Source organism: Nocardia sp. KT25-26, assembly GCF_056627695.1.
Window position 1 is genome coordinate 5,097,356 of record NZ_CM152813.1, and the last position, 19,887, is coordinate 5,117,242.

The window sequence follows — 19,887 nt, forward strand, 5'->3', positions numbered from 1 at the left end:
TGACCATGAGTGTACTTCGGTCGATAGCATTAATTCTCAGCCGGAGCATATCGGTTTGCGCACTTGCAGTCGGCGTCGCAGCATGTGGCACCGATATACCAGGCCAACCGAAACCGTCCGGCCCAGATATTTCTCGCCTGGATTTCGGAAACTATCCAGTAGAACCGAGAACGATCGGGAATGCCGATAACGATCGTGAAGCGCACGCGAGAGAATCACAGCGCTTGGCCGATCATGTCGTAATGCCGTTCGAGATCGACCCCTCGTATATTCAGTCGGCCAACAATCTGGCGCCGCACATCATATTCAACAAGAAATCGCTTGGCGCTTTGGTTATCAATGATACCTTCGATGACGTCGCGGCAGACCTGGTTGCCGGTTGGGTAAACTTCTCATCGACGGATCCGGATTCCGACGGAAAGTCCCGGGTCCTCAGCATTGCGGTTCTACAGTTCCCAGATGCCGCCACAGCCGCACATGTCGGTCCGACACTGGAACACGACGACTACACCTTCAACGTGGACAACAGTCCAGTGGAAATTCCTGGCTATCCGGACTCACGCTCCCACTGGAGACCTGGAATCTCGTCCATCGGTTCCTGGACAGCCCACAACAGATTCGTTATTTTCATAAAGGTCGATGATGGCACTTCCCAGTACGAAATATCCGACCTCGTACAACATGTCAAGGCGGTACTGGACATCCAGATTCCGCTGTTGGATGAATATGAACCGACCAAAGGCTCGGAACTCGACCACATTGCGCTCGACCCGGAAGGCCTCCTGGGAAGAACCATTCCGTCGGACCCGACTGCTCCAGCACGACTTGAGCCGGATGGCACCTACGCCGGCCGAGGAGTTCTGTCCTTGCTGGATGATCCAAACCAAGAAACGCTTGATACACTCCGACGCCACGAGATCGACCTGGTTGCGTTCGGTGAGACGGTCGTCTTCCGCAGCAAGTCTCGGAGTGGCGCACAAGGCCTGTGGTCGGACTGGTCGGCAGAGTTGGAGTCCACAAACCCTACGATCTCTTATCGACAGCTCGAAACACCAGCTGGAATCTCCGGAAATATCGAATGCCACGAGATGATCAGGAATCAGGATCCTGAACCAGCTTCTCTTGGCAATGTCTGCAGCTTCCAAGAAGACAACTACTACTCCCAGGCACGCGGCTCCAATCTACAGTTGCTGCACCAACGCATCTCAGCCCAATATGCCCTACTGATGTCCCCGTAATTAGGTACGACAAGCGGGAAGGCGTACTGGTCAGGAATCACCATCCTTCAGGGAGGAAAAATGGCACTGCACCCCGGCGCAGTCATCGGAGGGTACCGTGTGGTGCGCGTCCTCGGGAGTGGCGGTATGGGTACGGTGTACCTTGCGCAAAACCCGATCCTGCCGCGCCAGGATGCACTCAAGGTACTCAGCAGCGACCTATCGACTGATGCCGAGTTCCGGGCCAGGTTCGAACGAGAAGCGAACCTGGCGGCGGGCCTGAGTCATCCGAATATTGTTTCGGTCTACAACCGGGGCGAAGAGGACGGACAGCTCTGGATTGCCATGCAATACGTCGAGGGGACTGATGCTGCGGCAGAAGCGCGAAGATCACCGGCAGAAATGACCCCTGACCGTGTCCTTCGCATAGTCTCCGAGGTTGGCAAAGGCCTCGATCATGCGCACCGCCGCGGGCTACTCCATCGTGATATCAAACCAGCCAACTTTCTACTCTCAGATGTCGACGGTGTCGAGGATGAGCATGTTCTATTGACGGACTTCGGTGTCGCAAAATCCGCAGAGGACAACCAGGATCTGACCTCAACCGGAAACTTCATGGCGACCATGGCATTCGCTGCGCCAGAGCAGCTGATGGCCGGCAAACTGGATCATCGTGCCGATATATACAGTCTCGGGTGTTCCTTCTTCAAACTTCTGACCGGGCAAAATCCGTATCCGTCAACAGTCCCTGCCGTAGTCATGATGAGCCACATCAACGAACCGGCACCGAGGATATCTGCTCATCGCCCTGACCTTCCTCCCGGCCTGGACAACGTGATGGCTCGCGTAATGGCGAAGGACCCGAAGGAGCGCTACGGGTCGTGCCGCGACTTTGTCCAAGACGCCGCCATGGCTCTTCATGGAGGTTTTACCGTTCATGCAGATTTCAGCCGGAATCAACCTTCCGACGTGAGCCCCTGGGCATCACAATCACCACAGAACTTCACGCAAACCGGTCACCACCGGACCGAAGCGCGGACGTCGCCTTCTGCATCGAATATCGGCGGCACCACCGGTCTGACGGATCAGAACCTGATCTCCACGATCCGATCAGATCGACCGAGACGACCGTGGGTTCGCCGCCTATTGGCGGCCGGGGCAATCGGGTTGGTCGTCATGACCGGAATCGCTGCGACGCTGTTTCTTACATCTACGAACAACGAAACAAAAGACGGCAGCGGTGCCCTGTATGCTCAGATTCGATCCGAGAACCCCCAGTTCAGCGGAAAAACGATCACCTCGTACGGATACAGCGGTCCGGGCTTGTCCGTCGACCTTAGCGATAGCCCCCAGGCTGCATTCCTACGAAATATCGGCTTCGTATACAACTCCGGATATTCCCCCGTAGGTGGCGAGGAGTCTCCGAGGCAACTCTCAACCGACATTTCCACTACCGATGTAGACTCGGATGTGGTTCTCGTGTTCCGAACCGATAACGAGGCCGGCAACGGCGGCCTTCGTGGACTACCATACGGTTTCTTGAATTCATCAGACTCAAGAATCGTGGTCGTCGACGATCCCAAAACTATCAATGCTTTTCAGATCTGGACGGACCAGTCATCAGAAGTGCTCGCCGACAACCTAGTACCTTCGATCGCAAACACCATCAGGTGACGTAGGCGGGCCGGACATGGGATCGGGCTCGGCGGAAGATCTTCCGCCGAGCCCGATCCTATTGGTACCGGAGGTTTAGCCTCCGAGCATGCCGGCCAAGGCCTTGTCAGTGGACTGCAGATCCGCGTTCCCCTGATCAACCAGCTGGCCGGCCCCGGCGAGGGTCGTGTTCAGCTGGTCGGCGTGCTGCTTCCACATGTCCTGAGTGCTGCTGAAAGCGGCAGACGCGTCGCCCTCGGGCCATGCTTCAGTCACCATGTTATGGATCTTGTTCTTGAACTCGGCAAGCATATTCTGCACATTCTCGGCCTCAGCCTTGATACGTGCGGCGTCCGCCTGAACCTGCTCGAAGTTGGCAGAAATCAGCATCTTGATGGTTCCTTTCGGTCGAGTCGAAGTGGGTGTCAGAGTGCCGGCAGGTCCAGGCTCGAGGCCCGCTGCTCGATCGACTGGCTGAACTGCACGTCCTGATCAGTGAACCCGTCGGTTGCGCGTACGAGCTTCTCGGACTCCTCAAGAAGCTTGTCGTTCAGCTTGTCTGCCTGAAAGTAGTAGCGCTCCATGAAGGAGTTGAACGCCCGACGGGCTTCGCCGTTCCAGTTGGCGGTGAGGCTGTCCTCGAGGTTCTTGAGATTCCTGATAGCTGCCACGAGGTCCGAGTGCTGCTGCTCGAACTTAGGCGCAAACTCCCGTACGACCTCAACGTCAATCTGAGTGTTCCCGGCCATGTCTTCCTCTCGGTGTCGTAGTCATAGCGGTGAGTCCAGTTGGACTCCCCTTCTACTTCTTTGGACGCATGTGACCGTCGATCGGTTCCATCGACCTGAGTGAGCATCTTGGCCCACGTTCCAGACCTTCGCACCACTCACGTGTCCGCCGATTGCAGTACAGAGCACCGACACCAACATTGGTGTGCTTTGTCTCACAATTGGACTGACAGTGAATGACCCCCTTCCCCCGTGGTGCGGCTACCGACGACCTCGGCCCATGGTAGCAACACGACACGAGAAGCGGAACCGGCTATTCGAGGCCTGGATCCGGCCCGCGCTACTGACCGCGATTCTCTCATCTCCGTCCCCTGGCATGTCGGTCGTCAATCAGCTCGAGGTGACTATCAAGATCGACCTTACGGTGGATCCGGTGCGGGTTCGGCGCGCCGATGATCTCATCGAGAAGCTCGGTATCCGACCGAAACCCGTAACAGTCGAACGGGCCGCCGTGGCCCGGAGTGCATACCGAGACGTCGGGAAGGGCAGCGGACACCCGGCGCAGCTCAACTTCGGGGACTGCTTCGCCTATGCGTTGGCCACCACGCTCGACCAGCCGCTGTTGTACAAGGGAAACGACTTCGTGCACACCGATATACGGGCGGCCGTGCCGCTCTGAGCCAGCGCGCTGCCGATCCCCGATCAGTTCTCGACGCGAGCGCCGGCAGCGACTTCGGCGCAGATAGGCTCCAGTGCAGGCCAGTCGTCGTCGACGAACTGGCACCCGATGCTCACCTGGGTGCCGTCCTCGATGAGGACGTGCCAGCGGACGGTGGAGCCGTCGCCGGGATGTTCGTCGTAGCCGAGACCCGGGCGGCCTGCGAACACCACGTCCTGGTCCACCTCGGCGATGGTGTCGGTGCTCTGTGCGGCAAGATCCGCGGCGAGGTCGGCATAGCCGACGCCTGGCTGCAACGGTTTCTGGCTGACTACGATGCGGCGGCGGGCACCGTCGTCCGGACGCAGCTCGGCACGATCCCCGGAGCCGGTGGCCTCTGTCAGATGCCAGCCGGACGGTACCGTGAACTGGACCGGACCTACCGTTGCGGGCGTCGCCGGCGGGGCGATAGATGAACTCGGGAGCGGAGTGCTCGTGGCCGTGGTGTCGCTCGCTGTCGGGACGCTGGTGGGCGGCGCGGTCGGTTCCGGAGCTGCGGTGGCTTCCTCGGACGATCCGCCCAGGACCACGAAGGCACCGACGACGGCGGCCACCAACACCCCCGCCGCGACCACTGCACCACCCAGTAGCAGCGGCCTGCGGTCCCGGGGCTGGGTGGCGGCGGCCCGCTGACGCAGCGGCTGCATCCATTCCGCTGCCGGGGGGATCTCGGTGCGGACGGGTGCCACGGCCGGTGGTTGCATCGGGGCACGGACCAGCTCCGGGCCGGCCACCGGGCGCAGCTGGGTGTTCGCACCGCAGTTCTGTTCGACCACCGGGGTGATGGCTTCCATCGTCTCCGGAGCGGCACCGAAGACCAGGATCACCTCTACGGAGCGGCTCTCCAGCAGCCGGTCCAGCAGCTCGCCGAGCCGTTGTGCACCGGCGGCATCGAGTTCGGCCGCACACAGATTCGGATCGACCTCCACGGCCTCGACCGCGGCGCCACGATGATCGTGGACCACCGTGGACGCCGTGGTGGCGAGCTGACCGAATTCGAGCACCACCACTCGGTGACTGCGTGCCGCGACCTCGTCGGAATCAGCTGCCCGGATCGCGAATTGCTCGAACACTACGTCGGCCGCGAAACGCCGGGCGGCAGCAGCGAACACTTCCCGTCGCCGAGGCCCCCAGCCGGTCGGGCAGGTTGCCGTGATCCGTTCGCACGGAGCGGGAATGTCGAGCGTGCTCAGCACCGTACCGAGCACTGTCGACAGGGCGTCGACGGGCGCCGGCATCCCCGGCGGCAGCGCGATCCGATCGGCATCAAGGAACTGCACCAACGGAACCACATGCGTGGGCGGTGTCAGTGGCTCACCGACCACCAGCTCACCGGTGCTGCCGGGCACCACCGAGGCCGGTACATCCCAGTGGGTGTGCGGGCCGCGAGCCCAGATCCGGGTGTCGGTGATCAGCAGATCGACGGTGCTCATTCCGGCGGCGCCATCCAGCCGGTCTGCACCAGTCCCTCACTGCTGCGGGTGACCAGAGTGCCACGGCCGGGCGGCTTAGGACCGGGGCGGGTGCTGCCCATCAGCACGCCCTCGTCCTTGTTGCAGCTCATGATCAGGCCCGCCGAACCGAGGTTCTTCATTCCGCCGAGCACCTGGTCGTACATGGCGCGGCTGGCACCGCCCGAACGCCTGGCGATGATCAGGTGGAAGCCCAGATCGCGCGCATGCGGAAGATGCTCGGCCAGGGCAGACACCGGGTTACCGGCCTGAGTCGCGACGATGTCGTAGTCATCGACGATCACGAACAGTTCGGGATGGCCATCCAGCCAGGACCGATCCCGCAACTGCTGCGGAGTAATGTCCGTTCCCGGTCCACGTTGGGCCACGTACCCTGCCAGGTCCTTCATGTTCTGGGTGAACTGAGGCCCCGTCGAACCGTAACCGGCCTGATAGCCTTCCGGCACCGCGCCCAGCAGGGTCCGCCGGTAGTCGCCGACGATGAACCGCGCTTCGCTGGGCGAATTCGCCGCCGCGATCCCCTCCATGATGGACCGCAGCAGCGTCGTCTTCCCCGACTCGATATCGCCGATGACGATGAAGTGCGGGCTCTCGTTGAAGTCGAGATAGACGGGCGCGAGCTCGGATTCGTTGATGGCGATCGGAATGCGCAGGCATTTGCCGGCGCGGTCCTTGTGCTGTGCCCAGTTGCCGGCCAGGTGCAGCAGCTGTTCGCGGGGCAGCTGTTCGGGCAGCATGCGCACCGGTTGTGCGGGGCGGCCCGGGGTGGCGGCGGTTATCGCTTCCACCGCGGCGGCGACGGCCTGGCCGAGGGTCTCCTGGTCGGAGCGGCTGTCGACGCGGGGCAGGCCGGTGAGCATGTGCAGGCAGTCCGGGGTCATACCGCGACCGGGGCGGCCCTGCGGCACCAGCTGGGCGAACTTGCGGCCCAGGTCGGAGTCCATCGGGTCACCGAGGCGCAGCTCGATGCGGGTACCGATCTGGTCCTTGAGGGCGGGGCGGGCCTCGGCCCAGCGGGCCAGGGCGATCACCACGTGCACGCCGTAGGACAGACCCTGCACGGCGAGGTTCATGATCGACTGTTCGAGGGCGTCGAAATCCTGGCGGATCGAACCGAAGCCGTCGATCACCAGGAACACATCGCCGAACGGATCTTCGTGCGCGCCGCCGGCGGCCGGGCTCGACGACGGATCCATCGAACGCAGGCGCCGGAACTCGGCCATCGACTCGATACCCAGCTGCCGGAAACGAGCCTCGCGGGTGCGCACGATCGTGGTCATCTCGGCTATGGTGCGGCGGACCATGTCCTCGTCCAAGCGGCCCGCCACCGAACCGACATGCGGCAGCCCCTGCAGGCTGGCCAGCGTGCCACCACCGAAGTCGAGGCAGTAGAACTGCACCTGTTCGGCGGTGTGCGTCAAAGCCATCGACAGGATCAGGGTGCGCAGCGCGGTCGACTTGCCCGACTGCGGACCGCCGACCACGGCCACGTTGCCGCGCGCACCGGACAGGTCGACCAGGAACGGATCGCGTCGCTGGTCGTAGGGGCGGTCGACGATGCCGACCGGCGCCCGCAGCGTCGCAACGGCCGAATAGTCACCGGTGAGCAGCGAACGCGGAACCAGCTGATCGAGTGTGGGCGCCTCGTCCAGCGGCGGCAGCCAGATCTCGTGCGCGGCACGGCCGTGCCCGCGGATCCGGGCAACCAGCATGTTCAGGTTGGAGACCTGTTCGCCGTCTTCGACGATCGGCTCGGGTGCTTCGGCCGGCTCCGGGGCCAGCGGGATCCGGTCGCTCTCCCGGAAATCGACATGGCTCGCGGTGAACGGCCGGGCGATGACGTCGATCTCGCCGCCGGCAACACCCGCCTGGGTCACTTCGCGCTGCGGACCACCGCCGACGTACGGACCGGACACATACGACGCCTGGAACCGCTTGATCTCGCCGGAGTCGGACTTCAGATAGCCGCCACCCGGCACGTTCGGCAGGTTGTAGGCATCCGGGACGCCGAGCACCTGACGGGACTCGTTGGCGGAGAAGGTCTTCAGACCGATCCGGTAGGAGAGGTGGCTCTCCAGGCCCTTCAGTTTGCCTTCTTCCAGCCGCTGCGAGGCCAGCAGCAGGTGTACGTGCAGCGAACGGCCGAGGCGGCCGATCATCACGAACAGCTCGGCGAAGTCCGGATGCTGGGTGAGCAGTTCGGAGAACTCGTCGAGCACCACGAACAGGGCGGGCAGCGGGTCCAGATCGGCGCCCGCCGCGCGGGCCTTCTCGTATTCGGAGACGTTGGCGAAGTTACCGGCCTGCCGGAGCACTTCCTGCCGGCGGTTCATCTCACCGGCCAGAGCGTCCTTCATTCGGTCGACCAGGTCGGCCTCTTCTTCGAGGTTGGTGATGACCGCGGCGACGTGCGGCACATCGTCCAGGCCGAGGAAGGTCGCGCCGCCCTTGAAGTCGACCAGGACCAGGTTCAGCTGATCCGGGGAGTGGGTGGCCAACAGGCTGAGCACCAGGGTGCGCAGGAATTCCGACTTACCGGAACCGGTGGCGCCGATGCACAGACCGTGCGGGCCCATGCCGTTCTCGGCCGCTTCCTTGATGTCGAGTTCGACCGGCAGGCCGTCGGCGCCGACACCGAACGGCACGCGCAGCCGCTCCCGCCCGTATCGGGGCCGCCAGGCATGCTGCGGGTTGAAGTTGCCGATATCGCCCAGGCTCATCAGCTGGGCCCAGGTCTCGATGACCTCGCCGGTGTCCTCGGCGACCACTTCGGTGCCGCGCTTGATCACCGGCCGATACGGCGAGATCCGGCGGGCCGCCTGCTGCGCCTGCTCCACACTGATCCGGTCGATGGTCGCGAAACGTTCCTGGCCACCGGTGGCGCCCCGGCCCCAGCATTCACCGTTCTCGACCACCAGCTTGATACCGCGGGAAGCGGCCAGGCGCGGCGCATAGCTGCACAGGTCGATCACCGTGACGCCTTCGAACCCGGAATCACGCAGCGGGTCGTCCTCGGCTTCCAGCAGGCCGCCGTCGACCACGATCACCACCTGCACCATGCCCGGGTCCGCGGGGGCGTTGCGGGAGTAGCGCACTCGGTTGCCGAGCAGCGGGTGCAGGCCGGCGAGCGCTTCCCGGATCGACCCGTAGAACATGCGCTGGCTGCCGATACCGTCCTGGCCGTCGGGATGCTGGGTGTGCGGGAGCCACTTCGTCCATTCCCATTCCCGCACCGTGTCGGGGCCGCAGACGACGGCCAGCAGCACCTGGTCCGGCGCCTGGAACATGCACAGCTGCAACAGCATCGCGCGGGTCATATCGCGTGCCTGGATCCGATCGCCGTCCAGGGCCACGGCGCCGAATCCCTTGACGGCGATGGCGGTCGGCAGGTCCGGGACCGTGGAATGGGCGCGGACGAACCGGCGCAGCGATACCGCGGCGATCGGCTCGAGTTCCTCCACCGGGCCGGTTTCGGGCGCCACCAGGCGGGTGGCCAGGCGCTGACCGCCCAGACCGATCCGGGCGTGGCAGAAGTCCTTGTCGCCCACCCGGCGTTCCCACATCCGGCTGGTGCCGGACAGCATCCAGATCAGGCCCGGTTCCGGATGGCTCCATTCGACCGCGGACCGCTGCTGTTCGGCGGTGCTGTCGACGTCCTTGCGCACCTGGTCGAGGTAACGCAGGTAATCCTTGCGGTCCTCGTTGGTTTCGGCTGTCTTGGCCCCTTTACCGCCCTGTCCGGCGAACATGGTCACCATCGAGACCATCATCATCATCGGGAACATCATCGCCATCGGGCTGCGCATCATGTTGCCGCCCATGGTGAACATCAGCGCGATCATCCCGACCATGCCGACGATCATCACCACCGGCATCAGCTTCATCAGCAGGTTGCCGGGTACCGCGCGGGGGATCTCCGGTGGTGGCTGCAGGGTCACTTCGCCGCCAGGGGTACGCGGGATCTCGCGCCGGTCGCGGCGCTGGAACCGGACGGTACTCATTGTGGAGACTTCCCCCTCCTGGCTGGCATGCCGTGCAACGGGCTCAGTGTAGAGGTGGCCCCCGACATGTCGTACAGTTCGTCAGGGCATTCTGCGGTCCGAACGGCGACTTCCGCAAACCGCCGACGCTGACAGCGGTGCTGCCGAAAGACGAGGTAGCTACGAGTTGGGGGAACCTTGACACACGCGCGACTCGACCATCTCGAGGAGGATTCCGCGCGCGGCATCGTCCGTGCACCGGATCTCGCCCGGGTGACCATTGTGGCGAAGCACACACAGGTGGACATGGCGCTCCCGGTGGATGTGCCGGTCGCCCTGATCATCCCGAGCGTGGTCGACATGGTGGCCCAGCACAGCCGCACCAACGACTTCGACAACCAGGGTGAGCGGTTCGAACCGGCGGAGTGGGTGCTCGCCCGGGTCGGCCAGCCGCCGCTGTCCAACTCGCTGAGCATCGGCGAGCTCGGCGTGCGCGACGGCGAACTGCTGATGCTGGAGAGCGCCGCCCATACGGCGCCGGCGCCGCTGTTCGACGACATCATGTACAACGTCGCGATCGCCGACGCCGACCATTACCGGACCTGGTCGCCGCGGACCGCCCGGCTCACCGGTTCCGTGCTGGCCGCGGTGACCATGCTGGTCGGCTGCTTCGGTCTGCTCGCCACTCCCGACGCGATGCCCGGCTGGGTGACCGGCTCGGTCGCCCTGCTGGTGGCGATCCTCTGCGTGATCGCCGCGACCGTGCTGAGCCGCATGTACGGCGACACCTCCGCCGCCCTGGTAGTCGGCGGCTGCGCGCTGCCCGCGGCCTTCGCGGCGGGCATGCTCATCGTCCCCGACCATTACAGCTGGGCACATCTGCTGTTCGGTGCGGTGCTGCTGGGCGCGACCGCGATCCTGGCCTGGCGGGTCACCAGCGTCGGCGCCGCGCTGTTCGTCGGTTCCGCCGCCGTCGCCGTCTTCGCGATTCCGGCCACTCTCGCCGGTCTGCTGACCGACCAGCCGACCCGCGCCATCGGCGCCGTCGCCGCTGCCGTCGGGCTGGTCGGGCTCGGCTTGGCGCCCCGGATCTCGATGCTGCTGGCCAAACTGCCGCTGCCGCCGGTCCCCTCGCCCGGAACGCCGATCGACCCGACCGAGGACGACCCCGACGACCATCGGGCCCTGCCCACCCTGGACGCCCTGCGGGCGAAGTCCGAACAGGCCCGCAAGTACCTCGCCGGGCTGGTCGCGGCGACCTCGCTCGTCGTCGTCACCGGCGCCCTCGCCGCGACCGACCCGATGCGGGAGGGCAGCTACTGGCAGGGCATCGCACTGGCCCTGGTCTGCGCCGCGGTCCTGATGTTCCGCAGCCGCACCTATGCCGGCGCCGAGCAGGCCGTGGTCCTGATCGCCGCCGGTGCGACGATCGTGCTGCTGATGCTGCTCGGCGCGGCCCTCACCATCGAACAGCCCTTGGTGGTCTTCGGAGCCGCTCTCGCAATCCTGATCGCGGCCCTGGTGATCGGCCTGATCGTGCCGAACCAGTCGGCCACGCCACCGATGCGGCGCGCCGCCGAACTCGTGGAATACGCGTTCGTCGCCGCGGTGCTGCCGCTGGTGTTCTGGATCGCCGACCTCTACTCCCTCGTCCGCGGCCTGTGAACCGGCGACTTCGGGTCGCCGCTGCCGCAGTAGCGATCGGACTCAGCGCTTCGTTCGGATCCGGCCAGGGGGTGGCCTGGGCGGATCGGCCGCCGCCCGCGGGAATCGAGGTGCCGCCGGGTGATCCGGCGGCACCGTTGGACGAGACCGAGGTCAAGACCAATACGGTGTGCACCTCGACGGTTTCCGGCGGTGGCGGGGCCGCGATTCCGTCGGCGCAGCGGGCACTCGACCTGCCCAGTGCCTGGCAATTCTCCCGCGGGGCCGGTCAGACCGTCGCGGTGATCGATACCGGAGTCACCCGGCACCCGCGCCTGCCCGATCTGCACGGCCTCGGCGACTATGTCACCGCCGGTGACGGCCTCGACGACTGCGACGCGCACGGCACCATGGTCGCCGGGATCATCGCGGCCCGGCAGGTCGACGGGGAGGGCTTCTCCGGGGTGGCGCCGGATGCGCGGATCCTGTCCATCCGGCAGACCAGCAGGCTGTACCAGAAGAAGGGCCGCGAACAGCAACAGCGACCCGAAGATCCCCCGGACGGCTACGGAAACATCGATGCGCTCGGCCGCGCCGTCGTCCGGGCCGCCGACGCCGGGGCGACCGTAATCAACATCTCACTGGTGGCCTGTGTCCCGATTCATGAGACTCCGACGGATGGCGCTCTCGCCGCCGCGCTGCGTTACGCCGTGGACGTCAAAGACGTCGTCATCGTCGCGGCCGCCGGTAACGAGAGCGAGAAGTGCGTCAAGAACCCTGGATTCGATCCGATCGACCCCGGTGCGGATCTCTGGGATTCGCTCAATACCAACGTGACCCCGGCCCGCTACGACGACTACGTCCTGTCCGTCGGCTCGATCGGCAGCAACGGTCAGCCGTCCGGCTTCACCGTCCCCGGCCCCTGGGTCGGAATCGCCGCGCCCGGTGAGAACATCGTCTCACTCGATCCCCGCAGCGACGGAGTGATCAACGCCACGGTCAACAGCCAGGGTGGACAGGACACCATCCAGGGCACCAGTTTCGCCTCACCGTACGTTGCGGGTGTCGCGGCGCTGGTCCGGGCCCGCTTTCCGCATCTGCGCGCCCGGGAGGTGATCCAGCGGCTGGAAGCGACCGCCCATTCGCCCGCCGAGGGCTGGAATCCGTATGTCGGCTACGGCGCCGTCGACCCGGTGGCCGCGCTGACCGATGAGGTGATCGGCGAACTGCCGCCCAAGGAACCCACACCACCCCGCCAGGTGCAGCTCGCGGTCCCCGCACCCCCGCCCCCGCCGGACAACACGGCGCGCGATGTCGCACTTATCGGCTCATCGGTGGTCGGGACGCTGTTCATCCTGGGCCTGGTGGCATCGTTCCCGATCCGCCGCCGGTTCGGTGCCCGAGGCGGAGACTGACCGGACCACGGCGCCTGCCGCACTCGAACCGTGCGGAGACCCGGCAAGTAGCCGGATACCGGCGACGGTCGATGCCTGAAGGTCGGCAGATTGCCGGTTGGGCCATCGGCAGATTGTCGATCAACAGGCATTGTGGACCGACTTCTCCCGCGCGCCGCCGGTGAGCAGCTTTTCGAGACCGTCGAGGATTTCGGGTGACGATCGTCGGCGGCCGGTGGCCGGACCGGTACGCTCGTCGTGCTCGGCCGGTCGTGCCGTTCCCGTCTCGTCGACGGACGGTGGCCGCCGGACCGGGTGCGGACCGATCCCCGACCCCGGATAGTAGCAATACATGGTGGAGACAACGACGGAACCGGCCACGGCGACGGATCACCCGGGCTCGCGGCGGCAGGCCTGGGAGCGGGCCACCGATCTGCCGATGATGGGGCTGGCGGTGGTGTTCCTGGGGGTCTACGCCTGGCGGGTGCTGGACACTTCGGCGGCGTCCTGGCTGACTGCCCTGCTGAACTGGGTCGATATCGTCATCTGGGCGCTGTTCGCGGTCGATCTGGTGGTGCGGATCTGGTTGTCCACGGACCGGTGGCGGTTTCTGCGCACCCATCCGATCGATGTGCTCGTGGTGGTGGTGCCGCCGTTCCGGCCGCTGCGGCTGCTGCGGGCCGCGCTGGTGCTGCTCGGCTCGCTGAATCGGGCGACGCACACCCGAACCCGGATGGCCACCTTCGTCGGGGCCAGTTCGGCGATGGTGATTCTGCTGTGCAGCCTCGCGTTCTTCGACGCCGAGCGCCGGGCCGAGGGAAGTTCGGTCGAGAATTTCGGGGATGCGCTGTGGTGGTCGCTGGTCTCGGCGACGACGGTCGGGTACGGCGATATCTATCCGGTCACCGTGGAGGGCCGGATCGTGGCCGCGATCCTGATGACCCTGGGCATCGGGTTGATCTCGTTCGCGATCGGCACGGCGACCAGCTGGGTGGTCGAACAGGTCGAGGCCGCCGACACCAAGGCCCAGCGCACCGACGCCCAGCTCGCTACGTTGCTCGACGAGATCCGGGAACTGCGTACCGAACTGGCCGAGCTACGCGGGTCCACCACCCGCCCGCCGGACCGTCCGGACTCGCCCACCGAGGTAAGTTGACCGCAGTCCCGGCGCCCGGGGGGTCGACAGCCTTCCGGCCCGGCCACGCGCGGGACGCGGGTGACCGGCCCGACCGGCGTCAGTTCACCGAGGCCACCGGCTGCGGTGCCGGTGAAGGGTCGGGGGCGACGCCGTCATGGGCGACCATCGCTTCCTCCCGGCCCATGGTCGGTCCGGCGGCCAGCAGCCCGATGATCGGCCACGGGGCCGGCTCGGCGGCGTCCGCCTTCATCCCCAGCGCCTCGGCGGATTCCAGATCCTTGATCCCGTAGCGGACACCGGTGTCGGCTATGTAGAAGAGGCTGTCCTTGCGGCGGCTGTCCGGTTCGATACCGGTCGACTGCACATAGGCGCCGTCGGCAGGCGGGATGTAGGCGCTGTCGACCTCCGGACCGGATCCGTCCGCCTGGGCCAGCGGAACCAGCCGGGCACTCTTCGACATCGGCATCTGCACCGCGGTCACCACGGACAGCTCGGCCCGGTTGGCGCCCTGGGTGTCCTCGGCGCCGGCGATCGGCTCCCAGGACAGGCAGCTCACCGGCCGGTCCTTCGTGGTGACGACGGTGGGCACTCCGGCCGGGTAGTCGTCGACCGGCAGCACCGACGCCAGGTCGGCATTGGTCCGCTCGGTGGTCTGGATGACGGTGTCGGCGGAGGACTGCGGAGTGGTGTTGCGAATGATGTCGGCGGTCAGCGAGGAGATCGGCTGCAGCCCGTCCTGGAGCACCACATAGTCCTGGTCGGGTTCGCCGATCACCTGGACCACGTCACCGATGGTGTGCCCGCTGACGCTGTAGGTCGGTGTGCCGCCGGGGTTGTCGATAATCGGCCGCTGGATGGGCAGCACTTCGGGGATCGCGTTGAGCAGCCCGGCACCCACGGCGCGCGGTTCGGTATCGGTGATGCCGAGTGCGTCGGTTACGGCGCGGTCGGTCAGGTCGACGCGGGCGCGCTTGTTCTCGTAGATCAGGTAGGCGGATTCGGTGCCCTGCACGAGCAGCGCCTGGTTCGCGCCGAGGACACCGGCCCGTTCGCCGAGCTCGAGATCACCCGCGAGCACCGACGTGGTCAGGTCCGAGGTGCCATCTCCCTTGATCTCGTCGCACACCGTCCAGGTGCGGCCCCCGTCCCGGGAGTTGTAGCGCAGTGACCCCGGAGCGCCCGGAATACCGATCAGCTGGCCGCGGGGCTTCTTGCTCAGTTCGGATTCCTTGACCACCGAGGCCTCGGCCGGTTCGCCCGCCGCGAGCCGGGCGGAGGCCACGTTCAGGGCAGGGTGCACCACGCCTTCCAGCACCACATAGACCCCGCCGGACTCCTTGGCGACGAGAATCGTGCTGTCGCCGATCTTGTCCTGCGGTTTGAACAACGCCAGGACACCACAACCGGCCAGCACGAGTACCCCCAGCACCAATCCGACGATGTAGGCCCGGGATTGGGAGCGCATCGGATCGTGCAGCATCCGCACGTCCCGGCGCACCAGGGCGTGCTCCATCCGGCGCACCAGGAAGTTGTAACCGCTGACCTGCCAGCGGGTGGTGGGCTTTGAAGGCATGATTCCTCCCCCGAACAGTGCTCGTGTCCGGCCAACACAGTACAGTTTCCCGCGACGATTGTTCGCACTCGGCCACCACCGCATCGGCCGGGATCGGGTACTTGGGGGACGACACATGGCCGAATCCGCCGGGGCCGGGCCACGCCCGCTGCTGGGTCGCATCTCGATGCGCAACCTGCTCATCGCACAGTTCCTCGGTGTCGCAGCGGGCACCGGGGCGCTGGCGGCCGGGCTCGATCCGCTGCCGGCGGCGGGCATCGCGGCCGCGGCCCTCGTGCTGCCGCTGATCCCGATCGGCAAGCGGCCGCTGCTGGAATGGCTGGCCACGCTGTGGCGATACCTGCAGCGCGCCGGCTACCGGCTCGGCGACACGGTGGACCACCGGGACCCGGACGACCGGTCGCTGGGCCTGTACTGGGACGGCACCCGGGTGGTCACGGTGGTCGAGGTGCTGCCGCCCCGTGGCGGCCTCACCCGGATCGCCCGGAACACCGTGCACGCTTCGCACCTGCTGCCGCTGCCCGAGTTGGCCGACTGCCTGAGCCAGCACGACATCATGCTCAGCGGGATCGACATCATCAGCCACGGTCACCGCAGCCGCTCCGGCACCCCGGCCGGCACGATCTACGAGTCGCTGCTCGGTCCGCTGCCCGCCACCGCACACCGCACGGTGTGGCTGGCGATCGCCTTCGACGCGGTCGCCTGCCCGGAAGCGGTGGCGCGGCGCGGCGGCGGCAACGCCGGTGCGGCGCGCACGGTGACCATCGCCACCCGGCGGATCATGCGCGCACTGGAGGACGCCGACTGCCCGGCGCGTACGCTCACCGCCCCGGAGATCCGCAAGGCGGTACTGCAGATCACCGGCGGCCAGGATCCTCGGACGATCGAGGACCACTGGCGCTACACCGACCTCGGGCACGGCGTGAACATCGGCAGTGCGGTCGACCCGAAACAGCTGGGCTCCGATCTGCTCGCACAGCTCTGGGTGGCCGCGTCCCGGGGCACCACGGTCGCCGTGCGGCTACGGCCGGGCAGCGGCCCCGATTCGGTCCGGGTGGGGGCCGCCTGGCGGCGTACCACCCGGGAGCTGCCGGAACGCGCCAAACTGCCGGGCATGGTGTCGACGGCCGGACGGCAGCGCGACAGCCTGCTGGCACATCTGCCGATCGCGGTACCCGGCGTGGACGACACGGTGCCGCTGGCCGAGTACCCGCACGAGGTGATCGGCGCCCTGCACCTGCCCTCGTCCGGCTGCGGTCAGCTGATCGGCTCGGACCCCGAGGGCAACGGCGTCGCGGCGCGAATCATCGGCGCCGGCATCTCGACCGTGTACGTCGCCGGTGAGCTGTACCTCGCCCAGCAGCTGGTGTTCCGGGCGCTGGCTATCGGCGAGCGGATCCTGGTCCGCACCGATCGGCCGCATGCGTGGGAGCACCTGGTCACCACGGTCGGCAATCCGGAGCGGCTGACGCTGGCGGTGGAAACCCACCAGTCCGATGCGGGTTTCACGGCGACGATCGTCGACGGAGTGCTGGCACCCGCCCCGCACGCCGGTGTCACGACGATCTACGTGGCCGAGCATCCGGGCCGGCTGCCCGGTACCCGCCCGGACCTGTCGATCCAGCAGCCGCAGGCGATGGGTAACCACGTTCGCCTGTACACCGGCACCGCCTGGGTGGACCTGAACCTGGTGTCGATCCCCCGCGAATCCACCTACATCGGCCAGCCCCGCGGGCGGCAGGCAATGGCGGGTCAGCCCGGATAGGGGTCGGCCGCCCGAGCCGCCCGCAGCGTACGCCCCCACCAGGCGAGCTGTCCGAGCATGCGCCCGCTCGCATCCACCGCGGCGGCGTCGTCGGTGTCGCCGGCCGCGTCGAACCGGTGTTTGGCCCGGGCGAAACTCACCGACTCGCGCACCGGGACCATGTGCAGCTCGGTGACCACCTGGCGTAGCTGCTCCACCGCGCGCAACCCGCCGGACAGTCCCCCGTAGGAGACGAAGCCGATCGGCTTGGCCCGCCACTCGAATTTGGCGGTGTCCAGCGCGGTCTTCAGCGAGGCGGGGTAGCCGTGGTTGTATTCCGAGGTCACCACGGCGAAGGCGTCGGCCGCCGCCAGCCGGTCCCGGTAGGCCCCGGTCTCCGCAGACTCGGTGAGATCGACGGGCAGCGGTGTGTCGGCGAGATCGATGACGCCGGTGTCGAACTCGGCACGTTCGGCCACCATCTTCCGGAACCAGCCGGCCACCACCGGCGCGAACCGCTGGGGCCGGGTGCTGGCGACGATCACCTCGAGACGCAACGGAGTATCCACCGGGTGAGCGTAACCGCCGGGCGCGGCCCGGACAGCTCGGCGATACATCGCGGCTATCATCACCGGCAACCGCATCGGATCCACCCGCACGCATTCGACCGACTGCTACCAGGGGGTTGTACTTGATCATCGGGCAATGGCAACTGGTGGAGACCCTGGCCGGACCGGGCTCCTGGTCGATCGTGGCGGCCGGGACGACACCACGCGACTGGGGCTCCTACCATCGGGCGATCCCGCCGCAGTGGCAGCGTGCCGTGGCCACCGCGCACGACTCGGGCAGCACCGTCGACCTCATCCTGCCGCCGTCCCGGCATCCCTGGTCCGAGCGCCGGCTGTGCGCCCGCCCGGTGACCGGACCCGACGATGCCGTGTATGCGGTCCGGGTGTGGGCCGGTACCGGGGAGCCGCCGGAACCGCCGGGGGTGGCGGCCTTCGCGGTGGACGCCCGCACCCGGGTGGTCCGCATCCGGGCCGGCGGCCTGGGCCCACGTTTCGGCGGTGCCGATGTGGAATGGACCGGCCCGGAGCCACTGCAGCGGGTGGAGCGATTCGACGAGGCACTGGACATGGTGGCCACGCTCACCCGCTCCGAGCCGGGCAGTCGCTGGCAGGGCGTCGCCACCATGCCGGCCGAGGACGGGCCGCGCTCGCTGTTGCTGGCCACCCGCAACCCGGCCGATCCGGAGCACCGATCCGCCTGGCGTGGGCTCGCCGTGGATGTGACCGACAGTGTGCCGCCGCAACGGAAGTCGCTGGAGGCGGCGACCCTGGATCTGCTGCATGCCGACCGGCCGGACCGGTACCTGGTGATCATGGACACCGCCCAGGCCCGGATGGTCCGCTGGGTCACGGCACCGCCACCGGCGCTGGCCTGGCGGGGTGCCGACGAGCGGACCCTGCCGCACCCGGACGACCGGGCCCGGATCCTCGACCTGCGTGCCGAAATTCTCGCCGGAGCCGACCGCGCAACCCTGTCCGGCGTCCGACTGGCCGCCGCGGACGGCGGCTGGTTCAGTACCGACCTCGAGGTCACCGCACTGCCCGGACCGGCGGACCGGACCCCGGCCGAGTTCGTGCTGGCGCAGGTGAAGGTCACCGCCGCGCCGGACTGCGTCACCGCCCCGCCGGGCGACAGTGCCGACCGGTGAGGGTCAGGGCAGCGCGAAGGGCAGTGTGGTCCCGTCGTGCACCCGGCACTGTGGGCAGGTGTCCGGCTCGTCGACCGCCGCGACCGCCCGCCGGATCAGTTCCTTGAACGGAACCAGGTTCTTCTCGAACTGGGCGATCACTTCCTGCATATGCACACCGTCCCCGGTGGACATCCCGGCGTCGAGGTCGGTGACCAGCGCGACGGCGGCGTAGCAGAGTTCGAGTTCCCGGGCGAGCGCTGCTTCCGGATGTCCGGTCATGTTCACCAGGTCCCAGCCCTGCGCCGCGTACCAGCGGCTCTCCGCCCGGGTGGAGAATCGGGGGCCCTGGATCACCACCATGGTCCCGTCGGGCTGCACGGGCAGCAGACCGTCGTCGGCCGCCACCGCGGCGGCCCGCAGTCCCGGGCAGTACGGATCAGCGAACGAGACGTGCACGCCGCCTTCGTCGAAATAGGTCTGCACCCGGCCCGAGGTCCGGTCGACCAGCTGATCGGGCACGACGACGGTGCCCGGCGCCCAATCCGGGCGCAGGCTGCCGACCGCACAGGGCGCGAGCACCCGGCGCACGCCGAGCGACCGCAGTGCCCACAGGTTGGCCCGGTAGGGCAGTGTGTGCGGGGAGTATTCGTGCTGCCTGCCGTGCCGCGGCAGGAACGCGACCGCCCGGCCTGCCACCGATCCGACGGCCACCGGGGCGCTCGGCGCGCCGTACGGGGTGTCGAGGTCGAGGTGTTCGGCACCGTCGTCGAAGAAGTCGTAGAACCCACTGCCGCCGATCACGGCGAGGGCCGGGCTGGTGAGCGCACTCATGCCGGCGATTCTCCGCCGCTGGGCGACCTGCTGACAATCCGGTCGGCGCAGTGTACCCTATGGGGGTATATATCCGAATCGTCCGCGAGGAGCCCC

The 19,887-nt window shown here is 67.0% G+C and carries 15 protein-coding genes; 8 read left to right on the forward strand and 7 right to left on the reverse strand.

Going from position 1 to position 19,887, the window contains the following annotated elements; genetic code table 11:
* The first annotated feature begins 5 nt into the window (after positions 1-5).
* Both AC1HFH_RS23145 and AC1HFH_RS23150 read left to right on the forward strand, forming a co-directional pair.
* Complete coding sequence (locus AC1HFH_RS23145; protein ID WP_480244889.1) at positions 6-1,238, forward strand: DUF7373 family lipoprotein; 1,233 nt, start codon at positions 6-8, stop codon at positions 1,236-1,238.
* Positions 1,239-1,364: 126 nt separating this feature from the next.
* A complete protein-coding gene (locus AC1HFH_RS23150) occupies positions 1,365-2,891 on the forward strand; it encodes a serine/threonine-protein kinase (protein WP_480244890.1) in 1,527 nt (508 codons plus the stop codon).
* Positions 2,892-2,966: 75 nt separating this feature from the next.
* Here the strand turns inward: AC1HFH_RS23150 and AC1HFH_RS23155 are convergent, their stop codons facing one another.
* Positions 2,967-3,260, reverse strand: a complete 294-nt coding sequence (locus AC1HFH_RS23155; RefSeq protein WP_480244891.1) for a WXG100 family type VII secretion target — start codon at positions 3,258-3,260, stop codon at positions 2,967-2,969.
* A gap of 35 nt (positions 3,261-3,295) precedes the next feature.
* The gene (locus tag AC1HFH_RS23160) at positions 3,296-3,619 is read right to left on the reverse strand and encodes a WXG100 family type VII secretion target (RefSeq protein WP_480244892.1); all 324 of its coding nucleotides are present in this window, start codon (positions 3,617-3,619) and stop codon (positions 3,296-3,298) included.
* 379 nt (positions 3,620-3,998) lie between these two features.
* Between AC1HFH_RS23160 and AC1HFH_RS23165 the strand changes: the two genes are divergently transcribed.
* Positions 3,999-4,277: a type II toxin-antitoxin system VapC family toxin gene (locus AC1HFH_RS23165; RefSeq protein WP_480244893.1), complete on the forward strand. Its 279-nt coding sequence runs from the start codon at positions 3,999-4,001 to the stop codon at positions 4,275-4,277.
* A 23-nt stretch (positions 4,278-4,300) separates the two neighbouring features.
* Here AC1HFH_RS23165 and AC1HFH_RS23170 read toward each other — a convergent pair whose 3' ends face one another.
* The gene (locus AC1HFH_RS23170; protein WP_480244894.1) at positions 4,301-5,749 is read right to left on the reverse strand and encodes a type VII secretion-associated protein; all 1,449 of its coding nucleotides are present in this window, start codon (positions 5,747-5,749) and stop codon (positions 4,301-4,303) included.
* The gene (eccCa, locus tag AC1HFH_RS23175; RefSeq protein ID WP_480244895.1) at positions 5,746-9,789 is read right to left on the reverse strand and encodes a type VII secretion protein EccCa; all 4,044 of its coding nucleotides are present in this window, start codon (positions 9,787-9,789) and stop codon (positions 5,746-5,748) included. The genes AC1HFH_RS23170 and eccCa overlap by 4 nt, the downstream gene beginning before the upstream one ends.
* 177 nt (positions 9,790-9,966) lie before the next feature.
* Between eccCa and eccD the strand changes: the two genes are divergently transcribed.
* The 3 genes from eccD to AC1HFH_RS23190 all read left to right on the forward strand — a co-directional run bounded on the left by eccD (position 9,967) and on the right by AC1HFH_RS23190 (position 13,962).
* Positions 9,967-11,433 (forward strand): type VII secretion integral membrane protein EccD, encoded by a 1,467-nt coding sequence (eccD, locus tag AC1HFH_RS23180; protein ID WP_480244896.1) that lies wholly within the window; start codon positions 9,967-9,969, stop codon positions 11,431-11,433.
* Positions 11,430-12,827, forward strand: a complete 1,398-nt coding sequence (gene mycP / locus AC1HFH_RS23185; RefSeq protein WP_480244897.1) for a type VII secretion-associated serine protease mycosin — start codon at positions 11,430-11,432, stop codon at positions 12,825-12,827. The genes eccD and mycP overlap by 4 nt, the downstream gene beginning before the upstream one ends.
* 334 nt (positions 12,828-13,161) lie before the next feature.
* Positions 13,162-13,962, forward strand: coding sequence for a potassium channel family protein (locus tag AC1HFH_RS23190; RefSeq protein WP_480244898.1), 801 nt, complete (start codon positions 13,162-13,164; stop codon positions 13,960-13,962).
* Positions 13,963-14,041: 79 nt separating this feature from the next.
* Here the strand turns inward: AC1HFH_RS23190 and eccB are convergent, their stop codons facing one another.
* Positions 14,042-15,517: a type VII secretion protein EccB gene (eccB, locus tag AC1HFH_RS23195; RefSeq protein ID WP_480244899.1), complete on the reverse strand. Its 1,476-nt coding sequence runs from the start codon at positions 15,515-15,517 to the stop codon at positions 14,042-14,044.
* Between the two features lie 115 nt (positions 15,518-15,632).
* Between eccB and eccE the strand changes: the two genes are divergently transcribed.
* Complete coding sequence (gene eccE, locus AC1HFH_RS23200) at positions 15,633-17,282, forward strand: type VII secretion protein EccE (protein WP_480244900.1); 1,650 nt, start codon at positions 15,633-15,635, stop codon at positions 17,280-17,282.
* On the opposite strand, the gene AC1HFH_RS23205 is transcribed toward eccE, so the two are convergent.
* Positions 17,270-17,878 carry an NADPH-dependent FMN reductase gene (locus AC1HFH_RS23205; RefSeq protein WP_480244901.1) on the reverse strand — a complete coding sequence of 203 codons (609 nt, stop codon included), beginning with the start codon at positions 17,876-17,878 and terminating at the stop codon, positions 17,270-17,272. The two genes, eccE and AC1HFH_RS23205, sit on opposite strands and share 13 nt — an antisense overlap.
* A gap of 74 nt (positions 17,879-17,952) precedes the next feature.
* On the opposite strand from AC1HFH_RS23205, the gene AC1HFH_RS23210 reads away from it, so the two are divergent.
* The gene (locus AC1HFH_RS23210) at positions 17,953-18,978 is read left to right on the forward strand and encodes a GAF domain-containing protein (RefSeq protein ID WP_480244902.1); all 1,026 of its coding nucleotides are present in this window, start codon (positions 17,953-17,955) and stop codon (positions 18,976-18,978) included.
* 3 nt (positions 18,979-18,981) lie between these two features.
* Here the strand turns inward: AC1HFH_RS23210 and AC1HFH_RS23215 are convergent, their stop codons facing one another.
* A complete protein-coding gene (locus AC1HFH_RS23215; protein WP_480244903.1) occupies positions 18,982-19,791 on the reverse strand; it encodes an S-methyl-5'-thioadenosine phosphorylase in 810 nt (269 codons plus the stop codon).
* Positions 19,792-19,887 lie beyond the last annotated feature (96 nt).

Coding starts and splice junctions, on each gene's coding strand:
- eccB (WP_480244899.1), bottom strand. CDS start 15,517: ATGCCTTCAAAGCCCACCACCCGCTGGCAGGTCAGCGGTTACAACTTC.
- AC1HFH_RS23145 (WP_480244889.1), top strand. CDS start 6: ATGAGTGTACTTCGGTCGATAGCATTAATTCTCAGCCGGAGCATATCG.
- eccE (WP_480244900.1), top strand. CDS start 15,633: ATGGCCGAATCCGCCGGGGCCGGGCCACGCCCGCTGCTGGGTCGCATC.
- AC1HFH_RS23205 (WP_480244901.1), bottom strand. CDS start 17,878: ATGTATCGCCGAGCTGTCCGGGCCGCGCCCGGCGGTTACGCTCACCCG.
- eccCa (WP_480244895.1), bottom strand. CDS start 9,789: ATGAGTACCGTCCGGTTCCAGCGCCGCGACCGGCGCGAGATCCCGCGT.
- AC1HFH_RS23215 (WP_480244903.1), bottom strand. CDS start 19,791: ATGAGTGCGCTCACCAGCCCGGCCCTCGCCGTGATCGGCGGCAGTGGG.
- AC1HFH_RS23155 (WP_480244891.1), bottom strand. CDS start 3,260: ATGCTGATTTCTGCCAACTTCGAGCAGGTTCAGGCGGACGCCGCACGT.
- AC1HFH_RS23150 (WP_480244890.1), top strand. CDS start 1,365: ATGGGTACGGTGTACCTTGCGCAAAACCCGATCCTGCCGCGCCAGGAT.
- AC1HFH_RS23170 (WP_480244894.1), bottom strand. CDS start 5,749: ATGAGCACCGTCGATCTGCTGATCACCGACACCCGGATCTGGGCTCGC.
- AC1HFH_RS23160 (WP_480244892.1), bottom strand. CDS start 3,619: ATGGCCGGGAACACTCAGATTGACGTTGAGGTCGTACGGGAGTTTGCG.